We start from the raw sequence: 25394 nt of genomic DNA, 5'->3' as shown, positions 1-25394 counted from the left end.
TAACAACATGACAGATCAAATTAAAATACAATTAAACACTATTGAGGAAGCTATTGAGGACATCCGTTTGGGAAACGTCATTATAGTGGTCGATGATGAGAATAGGGAAAACGAAGGGGATTTTTTGGCTGCAGCCGAGCTGGCAACCCCAGAAACCATAAATTTCATGGCAACGCATGGCAAAGGACTTATATGCGCACCGTTGACCGAAGGTAGATGTAAGGAATTAGGACTTTCATTAATGGTAAATACCAATACCGATCCGTTTGAGACAGCTTTTACGGTTTCCGTAGATTTAAGGGGCAATGGAGTAACTACTGGCATATCGGCATCTGACCGTTCCAAAACCGTTTTTGCCCTTACCGACCCCAATACCAAACCTCATGATCTGGTAAGACCTGGACATATTTTCCCATTGGTTGCAAAAGAAGGCGGTGTTCTCCGCAGAACTGGACATACAGAGGCAGCTATTGATTTTGCTAGATTGGCCGGTCTTAAACCTGCCGGTTATATCGTTGAGATAATGAACGATGATGGCAGTATGGCGCGTTTACCCCAGTTAATTGAAGTGGCCAAAAAATTTGACCTAAAGATCGTTTCCATAGAAGACTTGGTAGCCTATAGAATGGAGCATGATAGTTTAATTGAAAAAGAAACAGATTTTAATATTAATACGAGGTTTGGCGAATACAGGTTAAGAGCCTATAAGCAAACAACCAATAACCATGTTCACCTCGCGTTGACCAAAGGAACTTGGTCTGCAGATGAGAAAATTCTAACTAGAATTAATTCTACCTTGATCAACAATGATATTTTAGGAACCTTGACCCATAATCCCGATGAAAAATTGGAGGATATGTTCAAAAAAGTAAATGATGAAGGTAAAGGTGCCATTGTATTCATTAATCAAGATGTAGAATCGCTTAATTTACTATCTCGATTAAAGGAACTCAAGGAATTGCAAAAACAGGGAATAATGAAGGCTCCAAAAATTGAGATGGACAGTAGGGATTTTGGTATTGGTGCCCAAATACTACATGACCTTGGTATTCACAAAATGAAATTGATGACCAATAGTTTACAGTCAAAAAGGGTGGGTATAATAGGATACGGATTGGAAATAGTAGAATATGTATCCTACTAATTTACGATAACAGGCCGGTTAATACATCTTTCATTTTATCCGCTCGTTCTTTTACCTGTTCTTCAGTCCAGCTAAGTTTAATGAGACAAGATATATTTCTACCTACCCAAACATCAGATTTTGAAAAGTCGGCCTTGGTATAATCCGGTAATTGGTTCAATACATCTTGAGGCAATTTCCCCAACGACTTGGTATGTGCAAGGTGCTCCCATTTCTTGTAATAATGCCAATTATTGTCATACCAATAAAAACATGCATCCAAACCAGCGTTGGTTAACGCCTGATGCGCTTTTTTGGCCAACTCGGTTGTCGGCATGTAAAAATTCAAGAAAGAATAATTTTCAACTCCACCATGGGGTACTCTTCTAAAAGTAATTCCCTCAATGGGAGCTAATATAGTTTTTATAAGTGTATAATGTTTTTCCTGAATTGTCAAAAACTCATCTAAACGCTTAATTTGAGCACAGCCCACGGCAGCGTTTAATTCGGATATTCTATAGTTATATCCTAAAATCGGATGGCTTTCCGCTCCCCTATTCGTTCCAATATGATCATGGCCATGATCGGAGAAATGATCAGCATGCAGTTTAAAAGCATCGTTATTGGTAATAAGCGCTCCACCTTCTCCACAAGTAATGGTTTTGACATAATCAAAGGAAAAACATCCTAAATCACCATAACTTCCTAAAGGTTTACCGTCGTAACTACCTCCAATTGCTTGGCATGCATCTTCCAAAAGTAATAAACCATGTTTTTCACAAATGGATTTTAAAGCACCCAAGTCTGCCATGGAACCACACATATGAACAGGCATTATAACCTTTGTATTACTGGTAATTGCCTCTTCTACCGCAGCAGGATCTAAAGTTAAAGTATCATCAACATCTACCAAGATAGGCACTGCTCCTATTGCCAAAATAGATTCAAAACTAGCAACAAAAGTAAATGTGGGCATAATGACTTCATCTCCCGCACCAACACCGGCACTGGCAAGGGCTACCGTTAACGCCGCAGTTCCACTACTCACCAATTGAGCGTGTTTCACCATCATTTTTTTAGCCAATGCCTGTTCTAGCTCAACTGCTTTCCACTGACCGTTACGCATACCGTCAAATCCATAACGCATTAGAACTCCGGTATCCAATACCTGTTGTACTTGACTTTTTTCTTTTTCCCCAAACAGTTCAAAACCTGGCATTTTATTACATTTTATTGTTGTACAAATCTTGTTCAAATAATTGGTAATAGCAAAGTTTTCTGGCCAGCTTTAAGATAATAAATTCATTCGTCAATATGAATAGAAAATACCTATTGTAACCTGCTTGATTTTAAACGGTTCCTTTATTATTTACTAAATTTTTGGATAGTCTCCAATCCTTGGTATCCAAATGATTTCATTTGCCCAATAGCCTCTATCGTGCTCGTCACCGGCAATTTACACGTGTTGTTTTGGCAAACATAGACAAACGTATCATCGGCATCATAACGATCCTTGAATAGAGAGATGTCACTTGAGCGTTCACTACCGACCACTAAAGTATTGGCTAGGTAAAAACCTCCTAAATCCTGTACCAGATTTTTAGCCTGCTCCCCTACCACAGCTATTTCATAATAAGGGTAAGCATGGTTTAAAAGTAGTGTTCCCCATGAACCATAATTAAGAGCATAATTCTCAAAGTCCTCCACTACCAAAGAGGTCATGCTTTTGGCATCATTTAAATATGACGTATTATATTCCAAATGTCCTATTTTAAATAAGTTTTGAGCCATAATAGCATTGGCAGAGGGGATGACTCCGTCTGTGGTGTTAATCATTCTTGGCACCAAATCATTGGGTAGATTATAATAAAACAAACCAGACTTGCTCTTATAGGTTATAAGTGCACTACCAATTAATTTATTGGCCACTTTAAGGTAATCGATATTTAGGGTCACTTCATACAGACTAATTGCTGCCTTGGCCAAGAACGCATAATCTTCCAAAAAAACTTCTTTTTGATCGCTATTGGCAGTATAGGAATGAACCAATTCCCCATTTTTATAATTATGATCTTTTAGATAGTTAAATATTAATTTTGCCTCATTAAGGTAACGAGCATCTTTAAAGGTTTTATAGGCATCTACCAATCCATCGATTAAAAGTGCATTCCAAGAAGTTATGATCTTATAATCCGTTGAAGGTTTATCCCGTAATTGACGAGCATCATACAAAGCCTCTTTCCATTTTTTAAGTTTAATAGAAAATTCAGATTGTGATATTGAATTGTTCTTAGAGAATTCCGCTATGGATTCAGTAGTATAAAGTACGAAACTTGAATGCTCCCAAACCTCACCATCGTTTATATTGAAAAACTTGGCAAAAAGCTCATAATCAGTATTAAGTACCGATTTCAATTCCTCAATTGACCAAATATAATAGATACCTTCCTCTCCGTTGGTATCTGCATCCATTGCACTAAAATACCCGCCTTCCGGATTTTTCATTTCAGAAGTCAAGAAATGAAAAGTATCCTCTATTAAAGATTCGTAGGTATTATTTGCATTTAATTTATATGCATTGGACAATACGCTTAACATTTGTGCATTGTCATAGAGCATTTTTTCAAAATGCGGCACTTTCCATTTAGGATCCGTGCTATATCTAAAAAAACCTCCCCCTATATGGTCATATATGCCTCCTTGAGATACTTTATCCAATGTTTTAAAAACAAAATCTTGTGCATTTTTATCCTGCTCCAAAACCGCATACTCCAATAACATAATTAAATTTGCCGGAATAATGAATTTTTGCTGTTCGGTATTTCCTCCCCATTCCCTATCCCACGAGTTGGACCAGGTAGATATACCGTTTATAATTTTTGTTTTGGATATTTCATTGGCCAATTGTTTTGCCGGTTGTTCATAAACCTCCTGTACACCATTGGCGAGCATGGTAGCATATTCCTTCATTTTTTCTGGATTAGCCTCATACTCGGTACTAAACTTGGTGAGAATATTTTTCCATTCCTCTTTTGTGCTATAAGTGCCTAGGTATATAGGGCTACCATCTGGCAAAATGATTGCGTTCATAGGCCATCCACCAGTACCATTGACCAATTGCAGGGCCGTTTGGTAAACCATATCCAAATCTGGTCTTTCCTCACGGTCAACCTTTATACTTACAAATTTGGCGTTCATCAAATTTGCCACCTCCAAATCCTCAAAAGACTCTTCTTCCATTACATGGCACCAATGACAGGTAGAATACCCTACACTTAAAACCACCAGTACTCCCTTATTTTCAGCTTCCTTAAATGCTTCTTGTGACCAAGGTTTCCAATTTACCGGATTATGGGCATGTTGTAAAAGATATGGGCTAGTCTCATGGATTAGTTCATTTGTAAACTCATAATTGCCATTTTCATGACCGGAAGAAAGATCTTGGGAATGTTCCTTATTACTTTCTTTACAAGAGTTTAAAAACCCAATAAATAATAAGGTAATGATTAAATAAGACCGCATTTTCATAACGAACAAGGTATATAAAGCTTCAAAGATAAATTTAATTTATATGTAATTCCCGCTTTGGTCCAAGTAACATATTAGTTCAAATATATAGTTATCCATGTGCTATTTTTCAAAATATTTTAATACATCAAAATTGAACAAAGTCAATAATATGCAGATTATTTATCAATATGAAAAATCTACCCCTTGTATTTAAAGAGACTCATAAAAAAATATAGCTAAAAATGCCGTATTACTAATAATAACAGAAGCGCTGCATCAAAATTACCAGTGTTCGCTTCATTTCTTTTACTCTCCACATAACCTCCAAATTATATTTGTTTCGTTACTATTTAGCATAAATGTGACTCGAACGAATAACAACTTAAACTTAATTAATTATGAGTAAACTCAAAATTACATTCATTGCCTTTATTGCAATGTTGGGGCAATTTGCCTTTTCACAAACAACTACCCTCACCGGTGTTGTTTCTGATGAAACGGGTACACCGCTTCCCGGTGCATCTGTAGTGGTTTCTGGCACCACAAATGGAACCCAGACAGATTTCGATGGAAATTTTTCATTGGCGAACGTTCCTACTGACGCTACCCTTACCATCAGTTACATTGGCTATTTAACACAGCAAATACCTGTAAATGGGCAAACTTCCTTTAATGTGTCAATGGAAATAGATGCACAGACTTTAGATGAAGTGGTCGTTGTAGGTTATGGTGCCCAAAGCAGGGCTGCCGTTACAGGGGCCATTTCCAGTGTAAAATCTGAAGACCTTAATGCTGTTCCGGTTGCAAATGCCACAGAGGCATTACAAGGACGTGCTGCAGGTATTTCTGTAGTTAACACAGGTGCACCGGGAACAGAACCTTCTATTACCATTAGAGGTTTAGGTACTTTTGGAAACAACTCACCCCTATTTGTAGTTGACGGAGTAATCGTTGGTAATCTTTCTGGTATCAACCAAAATGATATTGAAACCATTAACGTACTTAAAGACGCATCAACAACAGCTGTTTACGGTGCACAAGGTTCTAACGGTGTAATCATCGTTACCACTAAAAAAGGTAAAAGTGGTAAAACGCAATTATCTTTTAATGCCCATACCGGTTTTCAGCAAAATACCCAGAGATATGATGTGTTGAATACGGAGCAATATTTACAATATGCCAATGATGCCTTTGGTATTGTACCTAATACACCATTGTCCTCATCTGGTCTAAATACAAACTGGCAAGACGAAATATATACCTCTGGAATTATAAGAAGTTATGACATGGCTGCATCCGGTGGTAATGAAACCAGTAACTTCAGAATTTCTGGTGGATATTTTGAGCGTGAAGGTATCGTTATAGAAACTGGCTTCCAAAGATATTCCTTTAGGGCCAATAGTGATTTCACCTTCGGAAAATTAAAGCTTGGACAAAACATGTCCGTTAATTTTAACAAACAGAACCCAGACCCAACTGGTGTAGGTGGCCGTTCTCTTTTGGAGCACGCTATAAAAGCTGCACCATATTTACCGGTTTACAATGAAAACAACCTTGGTGGCTTTCAGGGACCAAACAGTGCTGGTGATGGCCAAGATGCAGAAAACCCTGTTCGAGTATTAAAACATGGAAATGCAGTCAACAATACATTCAGTTTGGTTGGGAATATTTTTGCTGAATATGACATTTTTGAAGGTCTAAAGTTCAAATCACAAGTAGGTTTGGATTATTACAAGGCTACCAGTGACAGGTTTATCCCATCTTTCAACGATGATAGTTTAGGAGGAACACACCAACAGGCATTTGCATCAATCACAAAAAATGCATCTGATGGTCAAACATTAATTTTCACCAATAGTCTAACGTATAACAAAACTTTTGGAGAGGCACATAATTTTGAGGCCCTTTTACTATCGGAAAAATTTGAAAGTAAAGGTACAAGCATCAATGCCAACAGCCGTAATTCGGTTTCAGATGAAATTGACGAATTATCCAATGAAGATTCTAGCTTACAGAGTACTTCTTTTGAGTATAATAGATTAGGATTTTTGGGAAGGTTGAACTATAACTATGACGACAAATATATTGCAGCGGTATCCTTAAGACGTGATGCTTCTTCTAAATTTGGATCTAATAACCGATGGGGATGGTTCTCTTCTTATGCTTTGGGTTGGAACGTTGCCAAAGAAAATTTCATGGTAGACACCAACGTAAGTACGTTGAAGTTAAGAGGTAGTTTAGGGTATTCCGGTAATGATAGGATTGCCAATTATTTATATAGCGCCACATTGGTAAATGATTTCCTTTACCCAATTGCAGGATCTAATGCAGTAGGCACCACCGCTTTTGGTTTGGCTAATCCAGATTTAAAATGGGAGGAGACCAAACAGATGAACATTGGTGTCGATTTAGGTTTTGCTAACGATAAGTTCACTGCAGCTCTAGAATACTATGAAAACCAAAGTGATGATCTTTTAATACGGGTTCCTACATCTACCTCTCTGGGTATCAATGAAGGCAGTCAAGTAAGAAATGTGGGGTCAGTAGAGACTACAGGTTTTGAACTTAGTTTAGGATATAATGATTTTGAAGGAGATTTTAAATGGTCTGCCAACGTTAACTTGTCCACTAGTTCCAACACAGCTCTTTCTTTAGGAGGAGTAGACGAACTTATTGGCGGAAACTTTGAAAGCCAGAACATTACAAGAGTTGTTGAAGGCGAATCCTTATTTCATTTTTACGGATTGGTAACAGATGGTATTTATCAAAACCAGGCCGAAGTTGATGCGGTATTTACTGCCAACCCAGGTCAAACCACCGTACAGCCAGGTGACATTAGATTCAAGGATTTGAACAATGATGGTGACATTACTTCAGAAGATAGGGCTATTATAGGTGATCCGCTTCCGGACCTGACCTACGGTCTTAACTTAAGCGCAGATTACAAGAATTGGGATTTTAATATGTTCTGGACCGGAATTTACGGTAGGGATTTGTACAATACCAACATTTATGACCTAGAAGGTATGCCAAGATTGTTTAACGCAGGAGTTGGTGTTTTGGATAGATGGACGCCGACCAATCCTTCTACTACGGTTCCAAGAGCTGGTGGAGCTCCACAAAACCTTCAATTATCCGATCGTTTTGTAGAGGATGGATCATTTTCAAGGCTTAAGAACCTTACTATAGGGTACACTATACCAAGCAACGCATTTGGCAAAGAGTTGTTCTCAAAGTTTAGGGTGTATGTTAGTGGTCAAAACTTGATTACCATTACAGAATACTCTGGTCTAGACCCAGAAGTAGGAAATGGGGATTTATTTGAGTATGGTATCGACAGAGGTGCCTATCCACAACCTAAAACTTACCTAATAGGTTTACAAGTATCATTTTAATTGCTAAATAGAAAAGAAATATGAAAACAACAAAAATTATTTTTTCAATGTTCACGCTTTTTACCGCACTAGTGGTAATAAATGCGTGTAGTGAAAATGATTTGGAGCTGGTAAACCCCAATGGATTATCTCCCGAAACATTTTTTAAGACCGAAGCACAGGTACAATCTGCAGTAAATGCGGTTTATGCCAATTTACAGACAAGAGGCCTATATTCCAGGCATATGTTTTTCTCACAGGACAACATGTCACATGAGAACGATGGTAACCCACAATTGGAGGCGGATAAAAGACAATACCTGGATTTTTCATTTGATTCTAGCCATGGACCCATCGCAGATTATTGGGAAAGTTGCTACAGAGGTATCAACAAGGCCAATTTCGTCATTGGCAATGAAGAGGCCATCAACGCCATAGATGATGCTATTGTTAGCAGTGCCACAAAACAGAAGTTCATTGGCGAAGCAAAATTCTTGCGCGCACTTTATAACTTTCTATTGGTAACAAGATTTGGTGATATGCCGTTAATTACTGAAATACCTACTACCACAGAAGGTATTGGCAAATCTCCCGCTAGTGAGGTATATGCTTTAATCATTTCAGATTTACAAGCGGCATCTGCAAGTTTATTACCTAAGAGCGAAGAGGATAACGGTAGGGCTACCAAAGGTGCGGCAATTGCATTATTGGGAAAAGTCTATTTGTTCAGAGGTGAACATGCCTTGGCATTGGCCGAGTTTGAAAAGCTTTCAGGATATGCATTGGAACCAAACTATTTTGACAATTTCACGGAAGAGACAGAGCATGGTATAGAATCCATTTTTGAAATAGAGTATGATGATGCCTTGGGAGCAAGCGCTAAATGGAACTCATCTGTTACAGGTGCCGGACCTAACGAAGCTACTTTTAGAGGTCAGGAATACGGGTTTAATGATTGGTTCAACGTTTTTCCGTCAGATAATCTATTGGATGAATTTGAGCTAGGAGATACCAGATATGCGGATAATTTCTACTCGGTGGGCGATACGTTTGCGGGTGGTACCGTTACTGCTGAAATGTTGACCGCGGGTGAAGAAAGACGTGCCGGATGGAAAAAATATCAGAACTATTACAAGGATGCCAATGAAGATCAAGAATCCGGTATCAACTTTAAATATTTACGTTATGCTGATGTACTGTTAATGATGGCAGAGTGTGAAAATGAAGTAGGTACGCAAGATGATGCCATTGATTATATTAATGAAGTTAGGGAAAGGGCATCGTTAGATGATCTACCATATAGTTTATCTAAAGCTGAAGTTTTTGATGCTATCGTTCATGAAAGAAAGGTTGAATTAGCAGGTGAGCAAGTTCGCTTTAATGATATCTTAAGGTGGAACCTAGCCGCTACAGAATTAGCAGGAACTAATTTCCAAGCTGGTAAAAATGAGCTTTGGCCCATACCGGACAGGGAAATTTCATCTAATGAAAATGTAACGGCAGCAGATCAGAATCCTGGATATTAAAATAGTTTTTTTGAGTTAGTTTAGTTTGATTTGGGCAGCACGTGAAAACGTGCTGCTTTTTCAATATTATTGAATAGTTTATCTTATTTTAATTGCAAATTACAGTACTATGAAATTAATGATGATACTTAGACCACTAATCTGTTTTTTAGGGGTATTGACAATGGTCAATTGTACAAAAAAGGCAGCTCCGGTTGAAGGTAAAATCTTTTCTATGCTTACTACTTCCCAAACTGGTATTGATTTTAGCAATACCCTTACTGAAAACGATTCCTTAAACTATTTTACCTACTCCTATCTTTATATGGGCGGGGGTGTATCTACTGGTGATATCAATAACGACGGACTTTTAGACTTATACTTTACCGGTAATCAAGTACCCAATAGGCTCTATTTGAACAAGGGAAACCTACAATTTGAGGATATTACCGATAAAGCGGGCGTTGCAGGTGACGATCGTTGGTATACAGGCGTTACCATGGCAGATGTCAACGGCGATGGCTATTTGGACATTTATTGCTCCGTTGGCGGAAAATTCGGACCAAAGGAGAATCAACTATTTATTAACAATACAGACGGTACATTTACTGAAAAAGCTGCAGAATACGGTGTTGCCGATATAGGTAATAGCGTACAAGCCACCTTTTTCGATTATGATAAGGATGGGGATATAGATATGTACGTAGCCAACTACCCCCCTACAAATTTTAAATCGCCCACTTTCTATTACACCTTTAAGATGAACAATCTGGAAGATACGGAATCCGATCATTTGTATAGAAACGATGGAGGTTCCTTTACAGATGTCACTGAAACCGCGGGAGTAAAAAATTTTGGACTTACCCTCAGTGCCACTGTTGGGGACATCAATAATGACGGATGGCCGGACCTATATGTTTCCAATGATTTCAATTCTCCGGATTTTATGTATCTCAACAATGGAAACGGCACATTTAAAGAAGTTATAAAAGAAGCCACTGCACACACGGCCTTTTATGGCATGGGAACGGATATTGCTGATATTAACAACGACGGTAATCTTGATATTTTTCAGGTAGACATGGATGCAAGGAGCAATAGAAGAAAAAAAGCAAATATGGCCAGTATGAACCCTTCCCTGTTTTGGGATGTGGTCAATGCGGGTTTTCATTATCAATATATGCACAATTGCCTACAATTGAATTCCGGGGTCTATACGGATGGTGTTCCACATTTCTCCAACGTATCCCGAATAACGGGCACCTCGTCTACAGACTGGAGTTGGGGACCTCTTTTTGCTGATTTTGATAATGACGGCCATAAAGATCTATTCGTATCTAATGGTACCAGAAAGGAAATCAACAACAATGATTATTTTAACAAACTAGATAAGATTAAGATTGAAAATGACACCCTTTTACAATTGAGCCATAGCATACCATCAGAAAAAATTGAGAATTTCATTTTCAAGAACAATGGAGATTTGGATTTTGAGATGGCAAACGATAAATGGGGAATAAACTATAAAGGTTTTTCCAATGGTGTTGTCTACGCTGATCTGGACAACGATGGAGATTTGGAAATCATTACCAACAACATTGATGACAAGGCATCCGTGTTTAAGAATACGGGCACCAATTCAAATACATACCTAAGCGTAAAGTTTCAAGGAAATAAAGGAAACACTTCCGGCTTGGGCAATAGGGTTTATATAACCACGGATGAAGGTACCCAGGTACAAGAATTGACTTTGAGCAGAGGCTTTCAATCCTCTGTTGCACCAGAACTTCACTTTGGACTGGGCAACCATAAAAAGATCAAGGAATTAAAAGCGGTCTGGACAGATGGTACCGTGCAAACATTATCCAATGTAGACACCAACCAACAATTGGTACTTTCCTATAAAGACGCCAAGTCACAAGAGGATAAATCTTTGGAGCTTACACAGTTGTTCACAACGGATACGACCTCTATTTTTCCATCGCATAGACATAAAGAAAATTATTATGATGATTTTGCCACCCAGGTCTTATTACCGCATCAAATGTCGGCATTTGGCCCAGCATTGGCCATCGGCGATATTAATGGGGACCAACTGGACGATTATTTCGTTGGAGGCTCAGCAAAGCAAACAGGGGGCATATTTATACAGGGGGCAAATGGATTCAAAAAATTGGAAAGTCCGTTTTTAGAGGAAGACAATGCAAAAGAAGATATAGGAGCGCTATTTTTTGATGCCGATGCGGATGGGGACAACGACCTTTATGTGGTAAGTGGCGGCTATGAGTTCTCGCCGCAATCTGAACTATTAAAGGACAGACTTTATATCAATGACGGTATGGGTAATTTTCAAAAATTGGAAGATGAAAATCTGCCGGATATGAGAATGAGCGGTTCTAAAGTTTATGCAGCGGATTTTGACAAAGATGGCGATAATGATCTATTGGTTTTGGGAAGACAGGTACCCGGAAATTATCCTAAACCCACAGATAGTTACATCTTGGAAAACGTGGGGAATGCAAGCAATCCTAAATTTCAATTAGCGGAAAAAATGATGCCCAAGGAATTTAAGGAATTGGGCATGGCAACTAGTGCCGTGATTTCAGATTATAACAATGATGGTTGGGAAGACATTATCATTGTTGGCGAATGGATGCCTATTAGGGTATTTAAAAATTCCGAAAAAGGCTTTACGGAAGTTTCCCAAACATTGGGCCTAAACTTAGACACTTCAGGATGGTGGTGGAGTATTGAACAAGGCGATTTTGACAATGATGGCGATATGGATTATATAGTAGGCAATAATGGACTTAATTATAAATACAAGGCCACGGAAGACGAAACTTTTGACATATTCGTAAACGATTTTGATAAGGACAGTAAGGATGATATTGTATTAAGTTATTATAATGAGGGCAAGCAGTATCCTTTAAGGGGCAGACAGTGTTCCTCCCAACAAATACCAGCTATAAAGCAAAAATTCCAAAACTATGAAAGTTTTGCAGAGGCAACCTTAGAGGATGTATATACAGAAAAGTCCTTAAAGGCAGCCGTACACTATCAAGTAAAATCATTTGCCAGTGTATATCTTGAAAATGACCAAGGCAAGTTTATTGTGCATGAATTACCTGTAGAGGCCCAACTATCCAGTATTAATCAATTTTTGGTAAATGATTTTGACAAAGATGGGAATCTGGATATAGTCTTGGCAGGAAACCTATATGTTTCTGAGGTAGAAACACCAAGAAACGATGCTTCTCATGGACTACTTTTAACAGGTGATGGCCAAGGTAATTTCAAGGCAAATCCCGCAAGTAGTTCTGGTCTGTTCATTCCTGGTGATGTAAAGGCAATGGCCACTTTACGCAGAAAAAACAACGAGCCATATATTATGGCTGCTAAGAATAACGATTATCTGCAATTTATAAAGTGGAATTAACGAAAAGGTTATCGTATCCACTTTAAAAATTATTCAAGGCGGTCATCAAAGTTTAAAAGCGTAATGATAGCTTTCAATAGAGGTAATTATCACATTTGTCCGTAGGGTGGGTACAATTAAGCCATCATCTTTGAAGATATCATAAAATATATCCGAATAATTATAAATATGCTATTTTTAAAGGTATCACGATTATAAATAATCATCAAAATGAAACAATTTAAAATTGTAATCCTCTTGTTTACACTGTATACCGCATCAGTAAAAAGTCAGCATTTAGAAGATTACAAACTGTGGTTAAAATATGGAAGGATTGAATCTAAAACTGTATTGCAATCATACGCGGATTTAGTATCGCAAGTTTATTTTCCCGCAGATAATGAAGTTTTAGAAAATGCAAAAAATGAATTGTCCACTGCCCTACCCAATATGCTGGGCAAACCGGTGGCGTTTTCAAAAAATTTGGCAGAAAGCACGCTAATAATCGATCGGTATGACCAATTGCCCAATGCATTGCAAAAATTGATCAAAGAGGATGTAGATAATCTAAATGATGAAGGCTATGTAATAAAGACCGTTGCTTATAACGATAAAAACATATCCCTTGTCAGCGCCAAAACCAATATTGGAATTTTGTATGGCACTTTTAGGTTGCTGAACCTTATGCAAATGAATGAGGATCTAGCAGGAGTTTCATTAGCGGATAGTCCTAAAATTGACTTAAGGATGTTAAATCATTGGGACAATTTAGATCGTAGCATAGAACGTGGATATGCCGGATTTTCGCTTTGGAACTGGCAAAAACTACCGGAATATATTGACCAACGCTACATAGATTATGCAAGGGCAAATGCTTCTGTTGGCATCAACGCTACAGTGCTTACCAATGTAAATGCCAATGCATTGGTATTGACCCCTATGTATTTGGAAAAAGTTGAGGCCCTGGCCAAGGTTTTTAGAGGATATGGCATAAAAGTATATTTGACCGCCAGATTTTCCGCACCAATAGAAATTGGAAATTTAAAAACCGCGGACCCCTTAAATGAAGAAGTTCAAAAATGGTGGTCCAATAAGGCAAAGGAGATTTATGCCCGTATACCAGATTTTGGCGGATTTCTTGTCAAGGCAAATTCAGAAGGGCAACCAGGTCCGCAAAAATATGGACGTAACCATGTTGATGGTGCAAACATGATGGCCACCGCACTAAAACCTTTTGGGGGAAATGTTATATGGAGGGCATTTGTATATTCTGAGCATGATGATACGGACAGGGCCAAACAAGCATATGATGAATTTTTACCCTATGACGGCAAATTTAAGGACAACGTTGTGGTACAGGTCAAGAACGGGGCCATTGACTTTCAACCTAGGGAGCCTTTTCACCCCTTGTTCGGTGCATTAAAGGAAACCCCTATTGCCATGGAATTTCAAATTACCCAAGAATATTTAGGCTTTAGTACACATTTAGTATTTCTACCCAAATTATTCATAGAGGTCTTGGAGGCGGATACCTACCAAAAAGGGCCAGGCTCTACGGTAGCCAAGGTTGTGGATGGTAGCTTATATAACAACGCTATAAGTGCCATGGCCGGAGTGTCCAATATTGGCAATGACTTAAATTGGACGGGACACCCATTTGCCCAAGCAAATTGGTATGGATTTGGACGCCTAGCCTGGAATCCTTATTTAAGTGCCGATGAAATTGCGGAAGAATGGTTAAGGACTACCTACAGCAATGACAAAAACTTTATAGAACCTATTAAGGAAATGATGCTCACTTCGCGCGAAGCTGTTGTAAACTATATGAATCCACTTGGCCTGCATCACATTTTTGACACCGGTCACCATTACGGACCTGGACCTTGGGTAGATAATTTGAGTAGACCGGACTGGAACCCCATATATTATCACAAAGCGGACGAAAATGGTATTGGTTTTGACCGTACCGATACGGGTAGTAATGCTACCGAGCAATATGCACCGTTCTTGGAAAAGAAATTTAATGATCCAGCAACAACACCGGAAATGTTTTTATTGTGGTTTCACCATCTGCCATGGGACTACAAACTTAAGAGTGGAAATAGTTTATGGGACGGCATAGCTTTAAAATATCAAAAAGGTGTTGACCAAGTTAGTACTATGATCGCTACATGGGAAAATGCAAAACCATTCTTGACAGTACATGAATATGAAGAAGTAAAAATGCTTTTACAGATTCAACTAAAGGAAGCAAAATGGTGGCGCAATGCGTGTTTGTTATATTTCCAGACTTTTTCAAAAAGACCTTTACCAAAAGGAGTAGAACAACCTAATAAAAGTCTTGAGGAATACAGGTCCCTTAAATTTCCTTTTGCACCCGGTATTCGTCCACAGTGGAATTAGCAGAATAAATAGAGCAAAGATGTTGTAAAATGAAAATACAAATAAGGTATATATTTAGCCTGTTGGGTTGCTTTTTTATGTTTATGGCAACAGGTCAGAATATTACAGATACCTATAACTTTTTCACTATTGACGAGGGTATTCCAAAAAGTGCAATTACAAAGATTGTACAAGATCATAATGGTCTAATTTGGATAGCCACCTATGGCGAAGGTCTTTATAAATATAACGGCACGGATTTAAAAGCGTATAAGAATCAGGTCAATGACAGTACCACCATCCAGAGCTCTATTGTCAATACCCTGTTTCTAGATTCCAACAATCAAATTTGGGTAGGTACGGATGAAGGTCTGAGTATATACAATCCCACCTTCGACAATTTTTCAAGAATTCAGATTATAAATCACAAAGGAAAACTGAAAAAATCCCAAGTTTACTCCATTGGTGAGGATATTTCAGGAACCATCTACGTTGGCACGCCCACACACGGCCTTTACCAAGTAGATCCTAGTACATTTGACATACATATGGTACAGGAAGAATCCAATGGCAAAGGGTCAAAATCCGTAATTAACACTTTAGTACCCTTACCCAATGGTGATATGTTGATAGGTTCTAATTTGGGATTATACACCTATGACAAAAAGCAAAATGAGCTTAAACAAAAAATGTTCTTGACCAAAAAAGGCAACCAGAGCATTTCACACTCCATACAATCCCTATTAATTGAACAGAACGGCGATATTTTGATAGGAACGTTTAAAAACGGATTGGTAAAGGTGAAACAAGAAACTACAGGGTACTTCACGATAGAAAAGTTTGGTTTTACGGATAAACGTATTTTCGACATTAAAGTACTAAAGGATAATACCATTCTATGTGCCACGGAAAATGACGGTTTATTTTTGTTGGATGAGCTGGGCAATCCAATACAAAATTATACCTACAACAAATCTGAATACAATAGTATTCGTTCAAATTCCATCTGGTCTATTTTTGTCGATAACCAAGAACGTATTTGGCTTGGGTATTACAATAAAGGCATAGGGGTTTATGACAAGTTGTATGACAAATTTGAGAACATCCAAAGTCTTCCTTATAGCTCAAACTCCTTACAATCACCTTCTGTAACCGGCATTGTGGAAACCAGTGATAACCATTTATACATTGCAATGGATGGTGGCGGCATAGATAAATATGACCATGTCAATAATAAATTTTATCACCTATCGGATAGTAAAAGCAGTGGTTACAAAGGATTTGAAAAGTTAGATGTACAAACCTTATACCTGGATTCCAAGGAAAATCTATGGGCCGGCACATGGAGTTCCGGAATTTATTTCCTTCCCAAAGGAGAACGTACCTTTATAAATTACAATATAGAAACCACCAATGGTGGACTGACCTCCAATAGTATTACAAGTTTTGCGGAAGACGCTGAGGGTACGGTATGGATCGCTACATTTTTTGGCGGATTACATTCTTATGACCCAATTAACAAGGAGATAAAAAACCATACCAATACCTCGTTCAACACATCCTTGGGCATTGAGGGCCACATACGCACCTTAATGGTTGATCACAATGACAATATTTGGATCGGTGGCCCAAACGGTCTAGTTCGTACCAATGGATCTAATGAGGACAGTAAACTACAGTCCCTATTATTGAATTCCTTTTTATCCGAAAATCAAAATTTAACGGGCACAATAAATGTTAGGGCCCTATATGAGGACGAAGCAAAAAATATATGGGTAGGTACCTACGGCAAGGGACTATGCAAGATAAGCCCCCAAATCAACGAAGTGGTTTGGTATACTAAGGAAGATGGTCTTTTACTGGAAAATATATCATCTATCATAGAAGACAACAACCATAATATTTGGGTTAGTGGTGAAACGGGGTTGGCAATGTTGGAGACTAGCTCCGATCAATTTTCCAATTACAATAGGGAAGATGGACTATTGGCCAATAATTTTAATTATAACGCCGTTACCAAGGACCGGAACGGTATTTTATATTTTGGCAATTACGAAGGGATAGATTATTTTCATCCAGACAATATTTTACATAATGAGACGATACCCAAGGTCTATTTTACAGATTTAAAATTATTCAATAAATCTGTCTCTCCAACGGCTAAGAATTCACCCATAAGCAAAAGTATAAATGAGGTTGAGCAGTTGACGTTAAAACCTAATCAATTTGTATTTACCCTAGAATTTGCCGCTATTAACTTTACAAGAGCAAATAATAATGAATATGCCTATTATTTGGAGGGGTTTGAGGATAATTGGAACTATGTTGGCAATACAAGAACGGCCACCTATACCAATTTATCACCAGGAGATTATGTATTTCATGTAAAAGCTTCAAATAATGACGGTGTTTGGACAGAAAGTCCACTATCATTACCCATTACCGTACTAGCGCCTTGGTGGGCCACAAGATGGGCAATTTTAGGATATTTAATCTTGACCGTTGGTTTTGCATTATTGCTCAATTGGTTTCTTCACAAAAGAATTGAGGAAAGACGCATGATAAAGTTTGAAAGGGCACAGCGCCAACAAGAAGAATTGTTGAACGAAAAAAAGATTCAGTTTTTCACAAATATATCCCATGAATTTAGAACGCCATTGACTTTGATAATAAATCCAATTATGGATATTGTAGAAAACAGTCAATATAAACTGAATAAGGGACTAAAGGAAAAACACAGAATAATCTACAGGAATGCGCAACGGCTAAAAAATCTCATTGATGAATTAATGGATTTTAGAAAGTTGAATTTAAATAGGTTGACGCTGAACGCATCTAACATCAATGCCCATAAATTTGTCAAGGAAATTTCAGAACATTTTGAGGAAGAGGCTTTTGAAAAAAATATCTTGATGTCCATTGAGACAGATGATCGCGACACCGATTTCTGGGGAGATCCCGGTCTTTTGGAAAAAATACTCTTCAACTTACTCAGCAATGCGTTTAAGGCCACATCGGAAAATGGCGTAATTACCATTAGTGTCTATAAATGCAAAGAGGAAATTATATTTCCACTGATCAATGAAGTAGAACCCATCAATGCCTTAGAGATCAGCATAGAGGACACTGGCACAGGCATTAGCAAAGAGGACATTGGCCACATTTTTGAACGCTTTTATCAAGCTTCCGATAAAAACCAACAATATTATGGTGCAACAGGAACCGGTATTGGACTAGAACTGGTTCAAAGCTTTGTTCAGTTACATAAAGGAATTGTTGATGTGGAGAGTGAAGAAGGTCAAGGAACTAAATTTAAGTTGTTCTTTCCCTTGGGCAAAAACCATTTAAAAGCATCGGAATATACGCCTAACGTAGCATTGGATACGGATATAATTTCTACGAACAAACCTAATATTAATCTTGAAGCCTTTAATGATACCGTCTTACTTGGTACTGAAAAAGACAAAAAAACGGTACTAATAGTAGAGGACAATATAGAGTTAAGAAATTACCTTAAGAACAAATTACGGGCAGATTATATAGTTGTAGAGGCGGACAATGGCCATATTGGATTACAATTGGCCCTAAAAGGCATACCGGATATTATTATAACCGACATCATTATGCCTGAAATGGACGGTTTTGAATTTTGTAAAAAAATAAAGGATGATTTAAAGACCAGCCATATACCCGTACTTATGCTCACCGCCAAGGCAATGAGCAGTGAAAAAGTAAAAGGTATAGATGCCGGGGCTGATGCGTATTTGACCAAGCCTTTTGAAATGAAAGTATTACGGTCATACTTAAAACGATTAATTGAAAACAGGCAACAATTTCTTGAGCATAATATCAACGACAAGAACAAGATTACCTTGCTACAGAACACCACCAAAATAGACAAAACTTTTATGCAGAAGGTGTTGGACTATGTCAACGAGAATATTGGGGAAACGGACTTAAATGTAGAGCATTTGGCAGACGATATGTCATTGAGCCGAAGTCAGTTATATAGAAAAATTAAGGCGATTACGGGCATGACGGCCAATGAACTTATTAGAAAAATACGATTGGAAAGAGCAAAGCAAATGATAGAAAACGGCAGTGAATCTATTAGTGAAGTTGGTTTCAAGGTAGGTTTTTCCTCTCCCTCCTATTTCAGCAAATGTTTTAAAAATGAATTTGGTATGCTCCCAACAGAATTGAAAACAATAAACGAATAAAACCCGCTAACTTAAAACATATCAATATTTTACGTTTTTGAAATTTACAGGAGCTATTTTTAGCAAATCAATTTTTTTTAGATATGTTTTCTGTCGATGCAACAAGTTTATTATGCATTGCTTCAATTGTTACAATGACTTAGAAATGCAGAACGTACTTTTAAACACTTAAATAAACGAAAACTCAAGCTTAACCAATCAACATCATATGAAACAACTTTATAGTCCCTCCAATTTATGCAAATACGTTTTATTTTTTTGCATAAGCACAGTATTGCTAAGTTGCAAGCAAGATCATCAACCAGAAAAAGTTGAAGTAGAACCAACTCTTAAAGAAGCGTACAAGAATTACTTTTTGATAGGTAGCGCAGTAAATGACAATCAAATTAGCGGTAAGGATAATCTAGGTGTACAATTGATCAAGGAACAGTTTAATACCATTACTCCAGAAAATTCAATGAAATGGATGTATATGGAGCCGGCTCAAGGTGAATTTAATTTTGAAATGGCAGACCGTTATATCGATTTTAGCAAAAAAAATAATTTGGTGTTCATTGGCCATAATCTAGTTTGGCATAGTCAATTGGCTCCGTGGGTCAACGAGATTAAGGATAATGAGGAATTATCAAATAGTCTAAAGAACCACGTACAGACCATTGCATCTCGTTATAAGGGCAAAATACATGGTTGGGACGTGGTCAATGAAGCATTAAATGAGAATGGCACTTTACGCAACTCATTATTTCTGGAAAAATTAGGACCGGAATATTTGACCAATGCATTTAAATGGGCACAAGAAGCAGACCCTAATGCAGAGCTTTATTACAATGATTATAACATGACCAAGCCCAAAAAACGGGAAGGCGCCATTACATTGGTAAAGAACCTTAAGGAACAAGGAGCCAGGGTAGATGGTATTGGTATGCAGGCACATTGGAGCTTAGAGGGGCCATCACTACAGGAAATTGAAGAAAGTATTATTGCGTATTCAGAATTGGGCGTAAAAGTCATGATTACGGAATTGGATGTAACCGCATTACCAAACCCATGGGACTTGGAAGGGGCTGAAGTCAGCCAAAACTTTGAAGGAAGTGAATTTATGAATCCGTATACGGAACAACTACCGGATTCGGTATCCAACCAATTGGCAAAACGCTACCGGGATATTTTTGCATTGTTCAAAAAGCATCAAGATAAAATTAGCCGAGTTACATTTTGGGGCGTTAACGATGGACAGACATGGTTGAACAATTGGCCTATTGAGAACAGAACCAATTATCCACTTTTGTTTGACAGGCAGTTTAAACCAAAAGCAGCATACCATAGTGTCATTCAGGTGGCAAAAGACAGTACGCTATAATACTTACAACCAAACTCATCCTAAATGAACAACGAACATAAAGTATCCCTAAAAGAAAAGATTGGATATTCTTTAGGGGATTTATCCGCCAATCTGGTTTTCCAGACCTTAGTTACCTATCTAGCCTATTTTTATACGGACATCTATGGATTAGAAACCCAAGATGCCTCTTACATAATATTTTTGGTAGGTATGATTGCGGCATTTGCCTTTAATCCCATAGTAGGTGCATTGGCGGACAGGACCAGAAGTAAATGGGGAAAGTTTAGACCTTGGATTTTGTTTACCTCCATTCCATTAGGTTTAGTGGCACTTTTAGCTTTCAGCACACCAGATTTTGATTATACGGGCAAAGTAGCCTATGCGGCCGTAACCTATACCCTACTACTTTTATTATATGCCGCCAATAATTTACCCTATGCCGCATTGAGCGGGGTAATAACCGGTAGTATGAAAGAACGCAACAGTATATCGTCCTATCGCTTTGTAGCTGTAATGTTCGCCCAGTTTTTTGTTCAGGTATTTATGCTGCCCATAATTGAATATGCAGGTAACGGTGATAAGGCCGTAGGTATTGAAAAGGTCATGACCTATTTGGCGATCATTGGTACCATTATGTTATTGATCACATTCTTTACAACAAAGGAGCGCGTAATACCTACCCCGGAGCAAAAATCAAGCTTGCGAGAGGATTTGGGTGATTTGATTAAAAATAGGCCATGGATCATAATGTTGGTATTGACCACATTAGTGTTTATTACCTTGGCCTTAAAGGGTGGCTCTTACGTTTATTATTTTGAAAATTATGTCGATGCCAATAGCTTAGCGGCATTTATTGGTCCGCTTCTCAATGGTTTAACCAATATTGGAGTCGATTTTTTTGGTGACAACCCCATATCGGCAGGATTTGGACTTTTCAATGCCGGTGGAATAATTTTTATGATAGTAGGTATTTCCTTGTCCAAAGGGTTGGCAGATAGGTTTGGGAAACGTGATGTCTTTGGCGCTGCACTTTTTATATCTACCTTGTTCATTGCCATTTTCTATTTCTTTGCCCCTACCTCAGTAGAATTAATGTTTTTATCTCAAATATTACATGGTTTCTTCTATGGCATTACCATACCCCTTTTATGGGCAATGATCGCCGACGTTGCAGATTATTCTGAATGGAAGAACAACCGCAGGGCTACCGCCATTATATTTTCCGCAATGATGATCGGTTTAAAATTGGGGTTGACCATTGGCAGTTCATTAGTTACATGGATACTTGGTCTTTATGATTATATCCCCAACAAATTTGGAAATTCAGAAACCATAATCCAACCCGACACAGCCATACAAGGCACTAAAATGTTGGTCAGCATTTATCCGTCAATTGCATTTTTCCTGGCCATTGCCCTGTTGTTCCTATATGAAATAAATAAAAAGATGGAAGTTCAGATTGAACAAGATTTAATAACCAGAAGAAAAGCGTAAACTATGCCAGAAGAAAGTATTGACCATATTGACTTTGATGAATTAAATAAAAAAGCAATATCAAAACCTTTGGTCACCCATATTTATACCGCAGATCCATCTGCACACTATTTTGATGGGAAAATATATATTTACCCATCTCACGATATAGACGCAGGTGAAGCTTTTGATGACTTGGGAAGCCACTTTGCTATGGAAGATTATCACGTATTGTCCATGGATTCAATAGATGCAGAGGCCAAAGACAATGGTGTAGCATTACATGTAAATGATGTACCATGGGCGGAACAGCAAATGTGGGCACCAGATGCAGCTAAAAAAGATGACAAATATTATCTGTTTTTTCCGGCAAAAGGATATGATGGTATATTCAAGATCGGTGTAGCGGTGAGCAATAGTCCTATTGGGCCTTTTACACCCCAACCTAAAGCAATTGAAAATAGTTTTTCTATTGATCCGGCCGTTCTACAAGATAATGATGGAAATTATTATATGTATTTTGGAGGCTTATGGGGAGGTCAATTACAACGTTGGCGCACCGGCGAATATAATGCTCAAAATCCGGATAGTCCAACAGCACATTTACCGGAAGATAATGAACCGGCTCTACTCCCATTTGTTGCTAAATTAACCGATGACCTTTTGGAATTTGCAGAAAAACCAAAGGAAATAGAAATTTTAGATGAAGATGGTAATCTATTATTGGCCGGAGACAATAACAGGCGTTTTTTTGAAGCAGCATGGATGCATAAATACAAAGGAAAATATTACTTTTCCTATTCCACTGGAGATACGCATTTTATTTGTTACGCCATAGGGGATAATCCTTATGGTCCATTTACATATGGCGGTAGAATTTTACAGCCTGTTGTTGGATGGACCTCCCATCATTCAATATGTCAGGTAGAAGACAAGTATTACTTATTTTACCATGACAGTAGCTTATCTAAGGGCGTAACGCATTTAAGATCCGTAAAAATGGTAGAAATTGAACATATGGAAGATGGGCATATAAAAACCATTTCCCCATACAAAAACATATAGATCAAAATAATCGTGAAATCTGCAAAAATCATACTAAGTCTCTTATTTGGCCTATTGTTCTCACCGGACACTATAGCCCAAGTAAGATTGCCCCAAATATTCAGGGATAGTATGGTATTGCAACGAAATGCTCCTATAAAAATATGGGGTTGGGCTTCCAATCATGAAGAAATTACACTAACCCTAAAAAATCACACTCGTAAAACAAAAGCTTCGGCCAGCGGTGAATGGGAAGTGGTTTTCCCCAAAATGAAGGCTGGCGGCCCATATAACCTTCAAATATCAGCTACTAACAACCTTACGGTACATAATATTTTAATTGGTGATGTATGGTTGGTTGCCGGACAATCCAATATGGAACATCAATTGTTCAGGCATGATGTTACCTATGCCAAAGAGATAAGAGAGGCCAACTTTCCCGAAATCAGACATTTTAAGGTACCAAGAAATACGGAATTGAACGGACCTAAAAACAATATGGACGGGGGTAAATGGGAAGTAGCCGTTACAAAGGAAATACCCAACTTTTCTGCGGTCGCCTATTTTTTTGCCAAGCAGGTTTATGACAAGTATGGCATTCCCATAGGATTGATAAATGCCAGTGTTGGGGGCACCCGCATAGAGGCTTGGACGAGCGAAAATGGTTTTCACAACAACCCTGACATTCTAAACACAATTGAAAGAAACAAGGACTCGGTTTATATAAATAGTTTAATAAAAAGGGACAAAGCCGCTAAAGATCAGACTGTAGAAACCACTATGGACCTAGGCATATCAGGTCCTATTCATTGGTATGACCCTAGTTACAAGCCATTAAACTGGCGTAAAATCAACATACCCGGTTATTGGGAAGACCAAGGCATCAAAGATTTAAATGGCACGGTGTGGTATAGGAAGGAAATTAAGGTACCACAATCTATGGCAGAAGCGGAGGCTAAGCTATTTTTAGGAAGAATTGTAGATGCAGACCAAGTATATCTAAATGGTACCAAAATAGGACAGACTACTTACCAATATCCACAACGTCAATACTCCATTCCCAGTAATCTTTTGATAACTGGTAAAAATACATTGGTCGTAAAGGTTACCAATTACAACGGTAAAGGAGGCTTTGTGCCAGATAAACCATATTTCATTTCTACAGAAAAAGACACTGTAGATATTAAAGGATATTGGGAGTATAAAGTAGGTGAAGTATTTGCACCAAAGAACACGCCAAACGGCACAATATTCAATGCCCAAAACGAGCCTACCGCATTGTACAATGCAATGGTGGCTCCATACACCCAACTTGCACTCACGGGCGTATTATGGTATCAAGGGGAAAGCAATTCCGGTGAACCGGAAAAATATGCCCAATTATTACAAGGATTAATCATAGATTGGAGAAACCAGTTTGAACTACCCAATTTACCCTTTATATATGCGCAACTACCCAATTTTATGGATGTTAACTATCTACCGGAAGAAAGTAAATGGGCCGAGTTCAGGCATGCGCAATCAAACGCATTGCAAATAGCAAATACAGCTATGACCATTAATATAGATTTAGGGGAATGGAACGATATACATCCTGAAAACAAAAAAGATGTTGGGGAGCGTATGGCCTTGGCCGCGTTTAAATTGGCCTATAATGAAGACGTTGTTTTTTCAGGACCCCTATATAATGGCCATACTATTGAAAACAATAAGATCCTTCTTTCCTTTTCATATACAGGTAGTGGATTAATTACTGAAGATGGCGGTGCGCCGGCCCAATTTGCCATTGCCGGGGAGGATAAAAATTTTGTATGGGCCAATGCCAAAATTGAAGACAATAAGGTCATTGTATGGCATAATGACATAAGTGCTCCAAAATACGTGCGCTATGCATGGTCAGATAACCCAGATAACGCAAATCTTTATAACAAGGAAGGCTTGCCAGCTTCACCATTTACTACGGAATAGAATTCTTAGAATTCTATAGGCAAAGTTTACTATAC

The 25394-nt window shown here is 38.2% G+C and carries 12 protein-coding genes; 10 read left to right on the top strand and 2 right to left on the bottom strand.

The features are described 5' to 3' along the window. Nucleotides 1-7: 7 nt before the first annotated feature. Nucleotides 8-1144: a 3,4-dihydroxy-2-butanone-4-phosphate synthase gene (gene ribB / locus Q2T41_RS17580; protein WP_304437143.1), complete on the top strand. Its 1137-nt coding sequence runs from the start codon at nt 8-10 to the stop codon at nt 1142-1144. A gap of 1 nt (nt 1145) precedes the next feature. Here the strand turns inward: ribB and Q2T41_RS17575 are convergent, their stop codons facing one another. After that, nucleotides 1146-2342: a DegT/DnrJ/EryC1/StrS family aminotransferase gene (locus Q2T41_RS17575; protein ID WP_304437475.1), complete on the bottom strand. Its 1197-nt coding sequence runs from the start codon at nt 2340-2342 to the stop codon at nt 1146-1148. A 146-nt stretch (nt 2343-2488) separates the two neighbouring features. Then, a complete protein-coding gene (locus Q2T41_RS17570; protein ID WP_304437142.1) occupies nt 2489-4651 on the bottom strand; it encodes a thioredoxin domain-containing protein in 2163 nt (720 codons plus the stop codon). Between the two features lie 380 nt (nt 4652-5031). On the opposite strand from Q2T41_RS17570, the gene Q2T41_RS17565 reads away from it, so the two are divergent. The 9 genes from Q2T41_RS17565 (at nt 5032) to Q2T41_RS17525 (ending at nt 25359) form a co-directional block, all read left to right on the top strand. Continuing rightward, nucleotides 5032-8028: a SusC/RagA family TonB-linked outer membrane protein gene (locus tag Q2T41_RS17565; protein WP_304437141.1), complete on the top strand. Its 2997-nt coding sequence runs from the start codon at nt 5032-5034 to the stop codon at nt 8026-8028. Between the two features lie 20 nt (nt 8029-8048). After that, on the top strand, nt 8049-9533 hold the full coding sequence (locus tag Q2T41_RS17560; protein ID WP_304437140.1) for a RagB/SusD family nutrient uptake outer membrane protein: 1485 nt from the start codon (nt 8049-8051) through the stop codon (nt 9531-9533). A 109-nt stretch (nt 9534-9642) separates the two neighbouring features. Continuing rightward, nucleotides 9643-12951: a VCBS repeat-containing protein gene (locus Q2T41_RS17555; protein WP_304437139.1), complete on the top strand. Its 3309-nt coding sequence runs from the start codon at nt 9643-9645 to the stop codon at nt 12949-12951. Between the two features lie 210 nt (nt 12952-13161). Continuing rightward, the gene (locus Q2T41_RS17550) at nt 13162-15333 is read left to right on the top strand and encodes an alpha-glucuronidase family glycosyl hydrolase (protein WP_304437138.1); all 2172 of its coding nucleotides are present in this window, start codon (nt 13162-13164) and stop codon (nt 15331-15333) included. Between the two features lie 29 nt (nt 15334-15362). Beyond that, a complete protein-coding gene (locus Q2T41_RS17545; RefSeq protein WP_304437137.1) occupies nt 15363-19532 on the top strand; it encodes a two-component regulator propeller domain-containing protein in 4170 nt (1389 codons plus the stop codon). 274 nt (nt 19533-19806) lie between these two features. Beyond that, on the top strand, nt 19807-20892 hold the full coding sequence (locus Q2T41_RS17540; protein ID WP_304437136.1) for an endo-1,4-beta-xylanase: 1086 nt from the start codon (nt 19807-19809) through the stop codon (nt 20890-20892). A gap of 24 nt (nt 20893-20916) precedes the next feature. Continuing rightward, on the top strand, nt 20917-22368 hold the full coding sequence (locus Q2T41_RS17535) for an MFS transporter (RefSeq protein WP_304437135.1): 1452 nt from the start codon (nt 20917-20919) through the stop codon (nt 22366-22368). 3 nt (nt 22369-22371) lie between these two features. Continuing rightward, the gene (locus tag Q2T41_RS17530; RefSeq protein WP_304437134.1) at nt 22372-23412 is read left to right on the top strand and encodes a glycoside hydrolase family 43 protein; all 1041 of its coding nucleotides are present in this window, start codon (nt 22372-22374) and stop codon (nt 23410-23412) included. A gap of 12 nt (nt 23413-23424) precedes the next feature. Then, on the top strand, nt 23425-25359 hold the full coding sequence (locus Q2T41_RS17525) for a sialate O-acetylesterase (protein WP_304437133.1): 1935 nt from the start codon (nt 23425-23427) through the stop codon (nt 25357-25359). Nucleotides 25360-25394 lie beyond the last annotated feature (35 nt).

The organism is Maribacter confluentis (genome assembly GCF_030505015.1).
In the GTDB taxonomy this organism is placed as follows: Bacteria; Bacteroidota; Bacteroidia; order Flavobacteriales; family Flavobacteriaceae; genus Maribacter; species Maribacter sedimenticola.
Note: the sequence above shows the minus strand (reverse complement) of the source record. Positions and strands in the feature narration are given on the sequence as shown.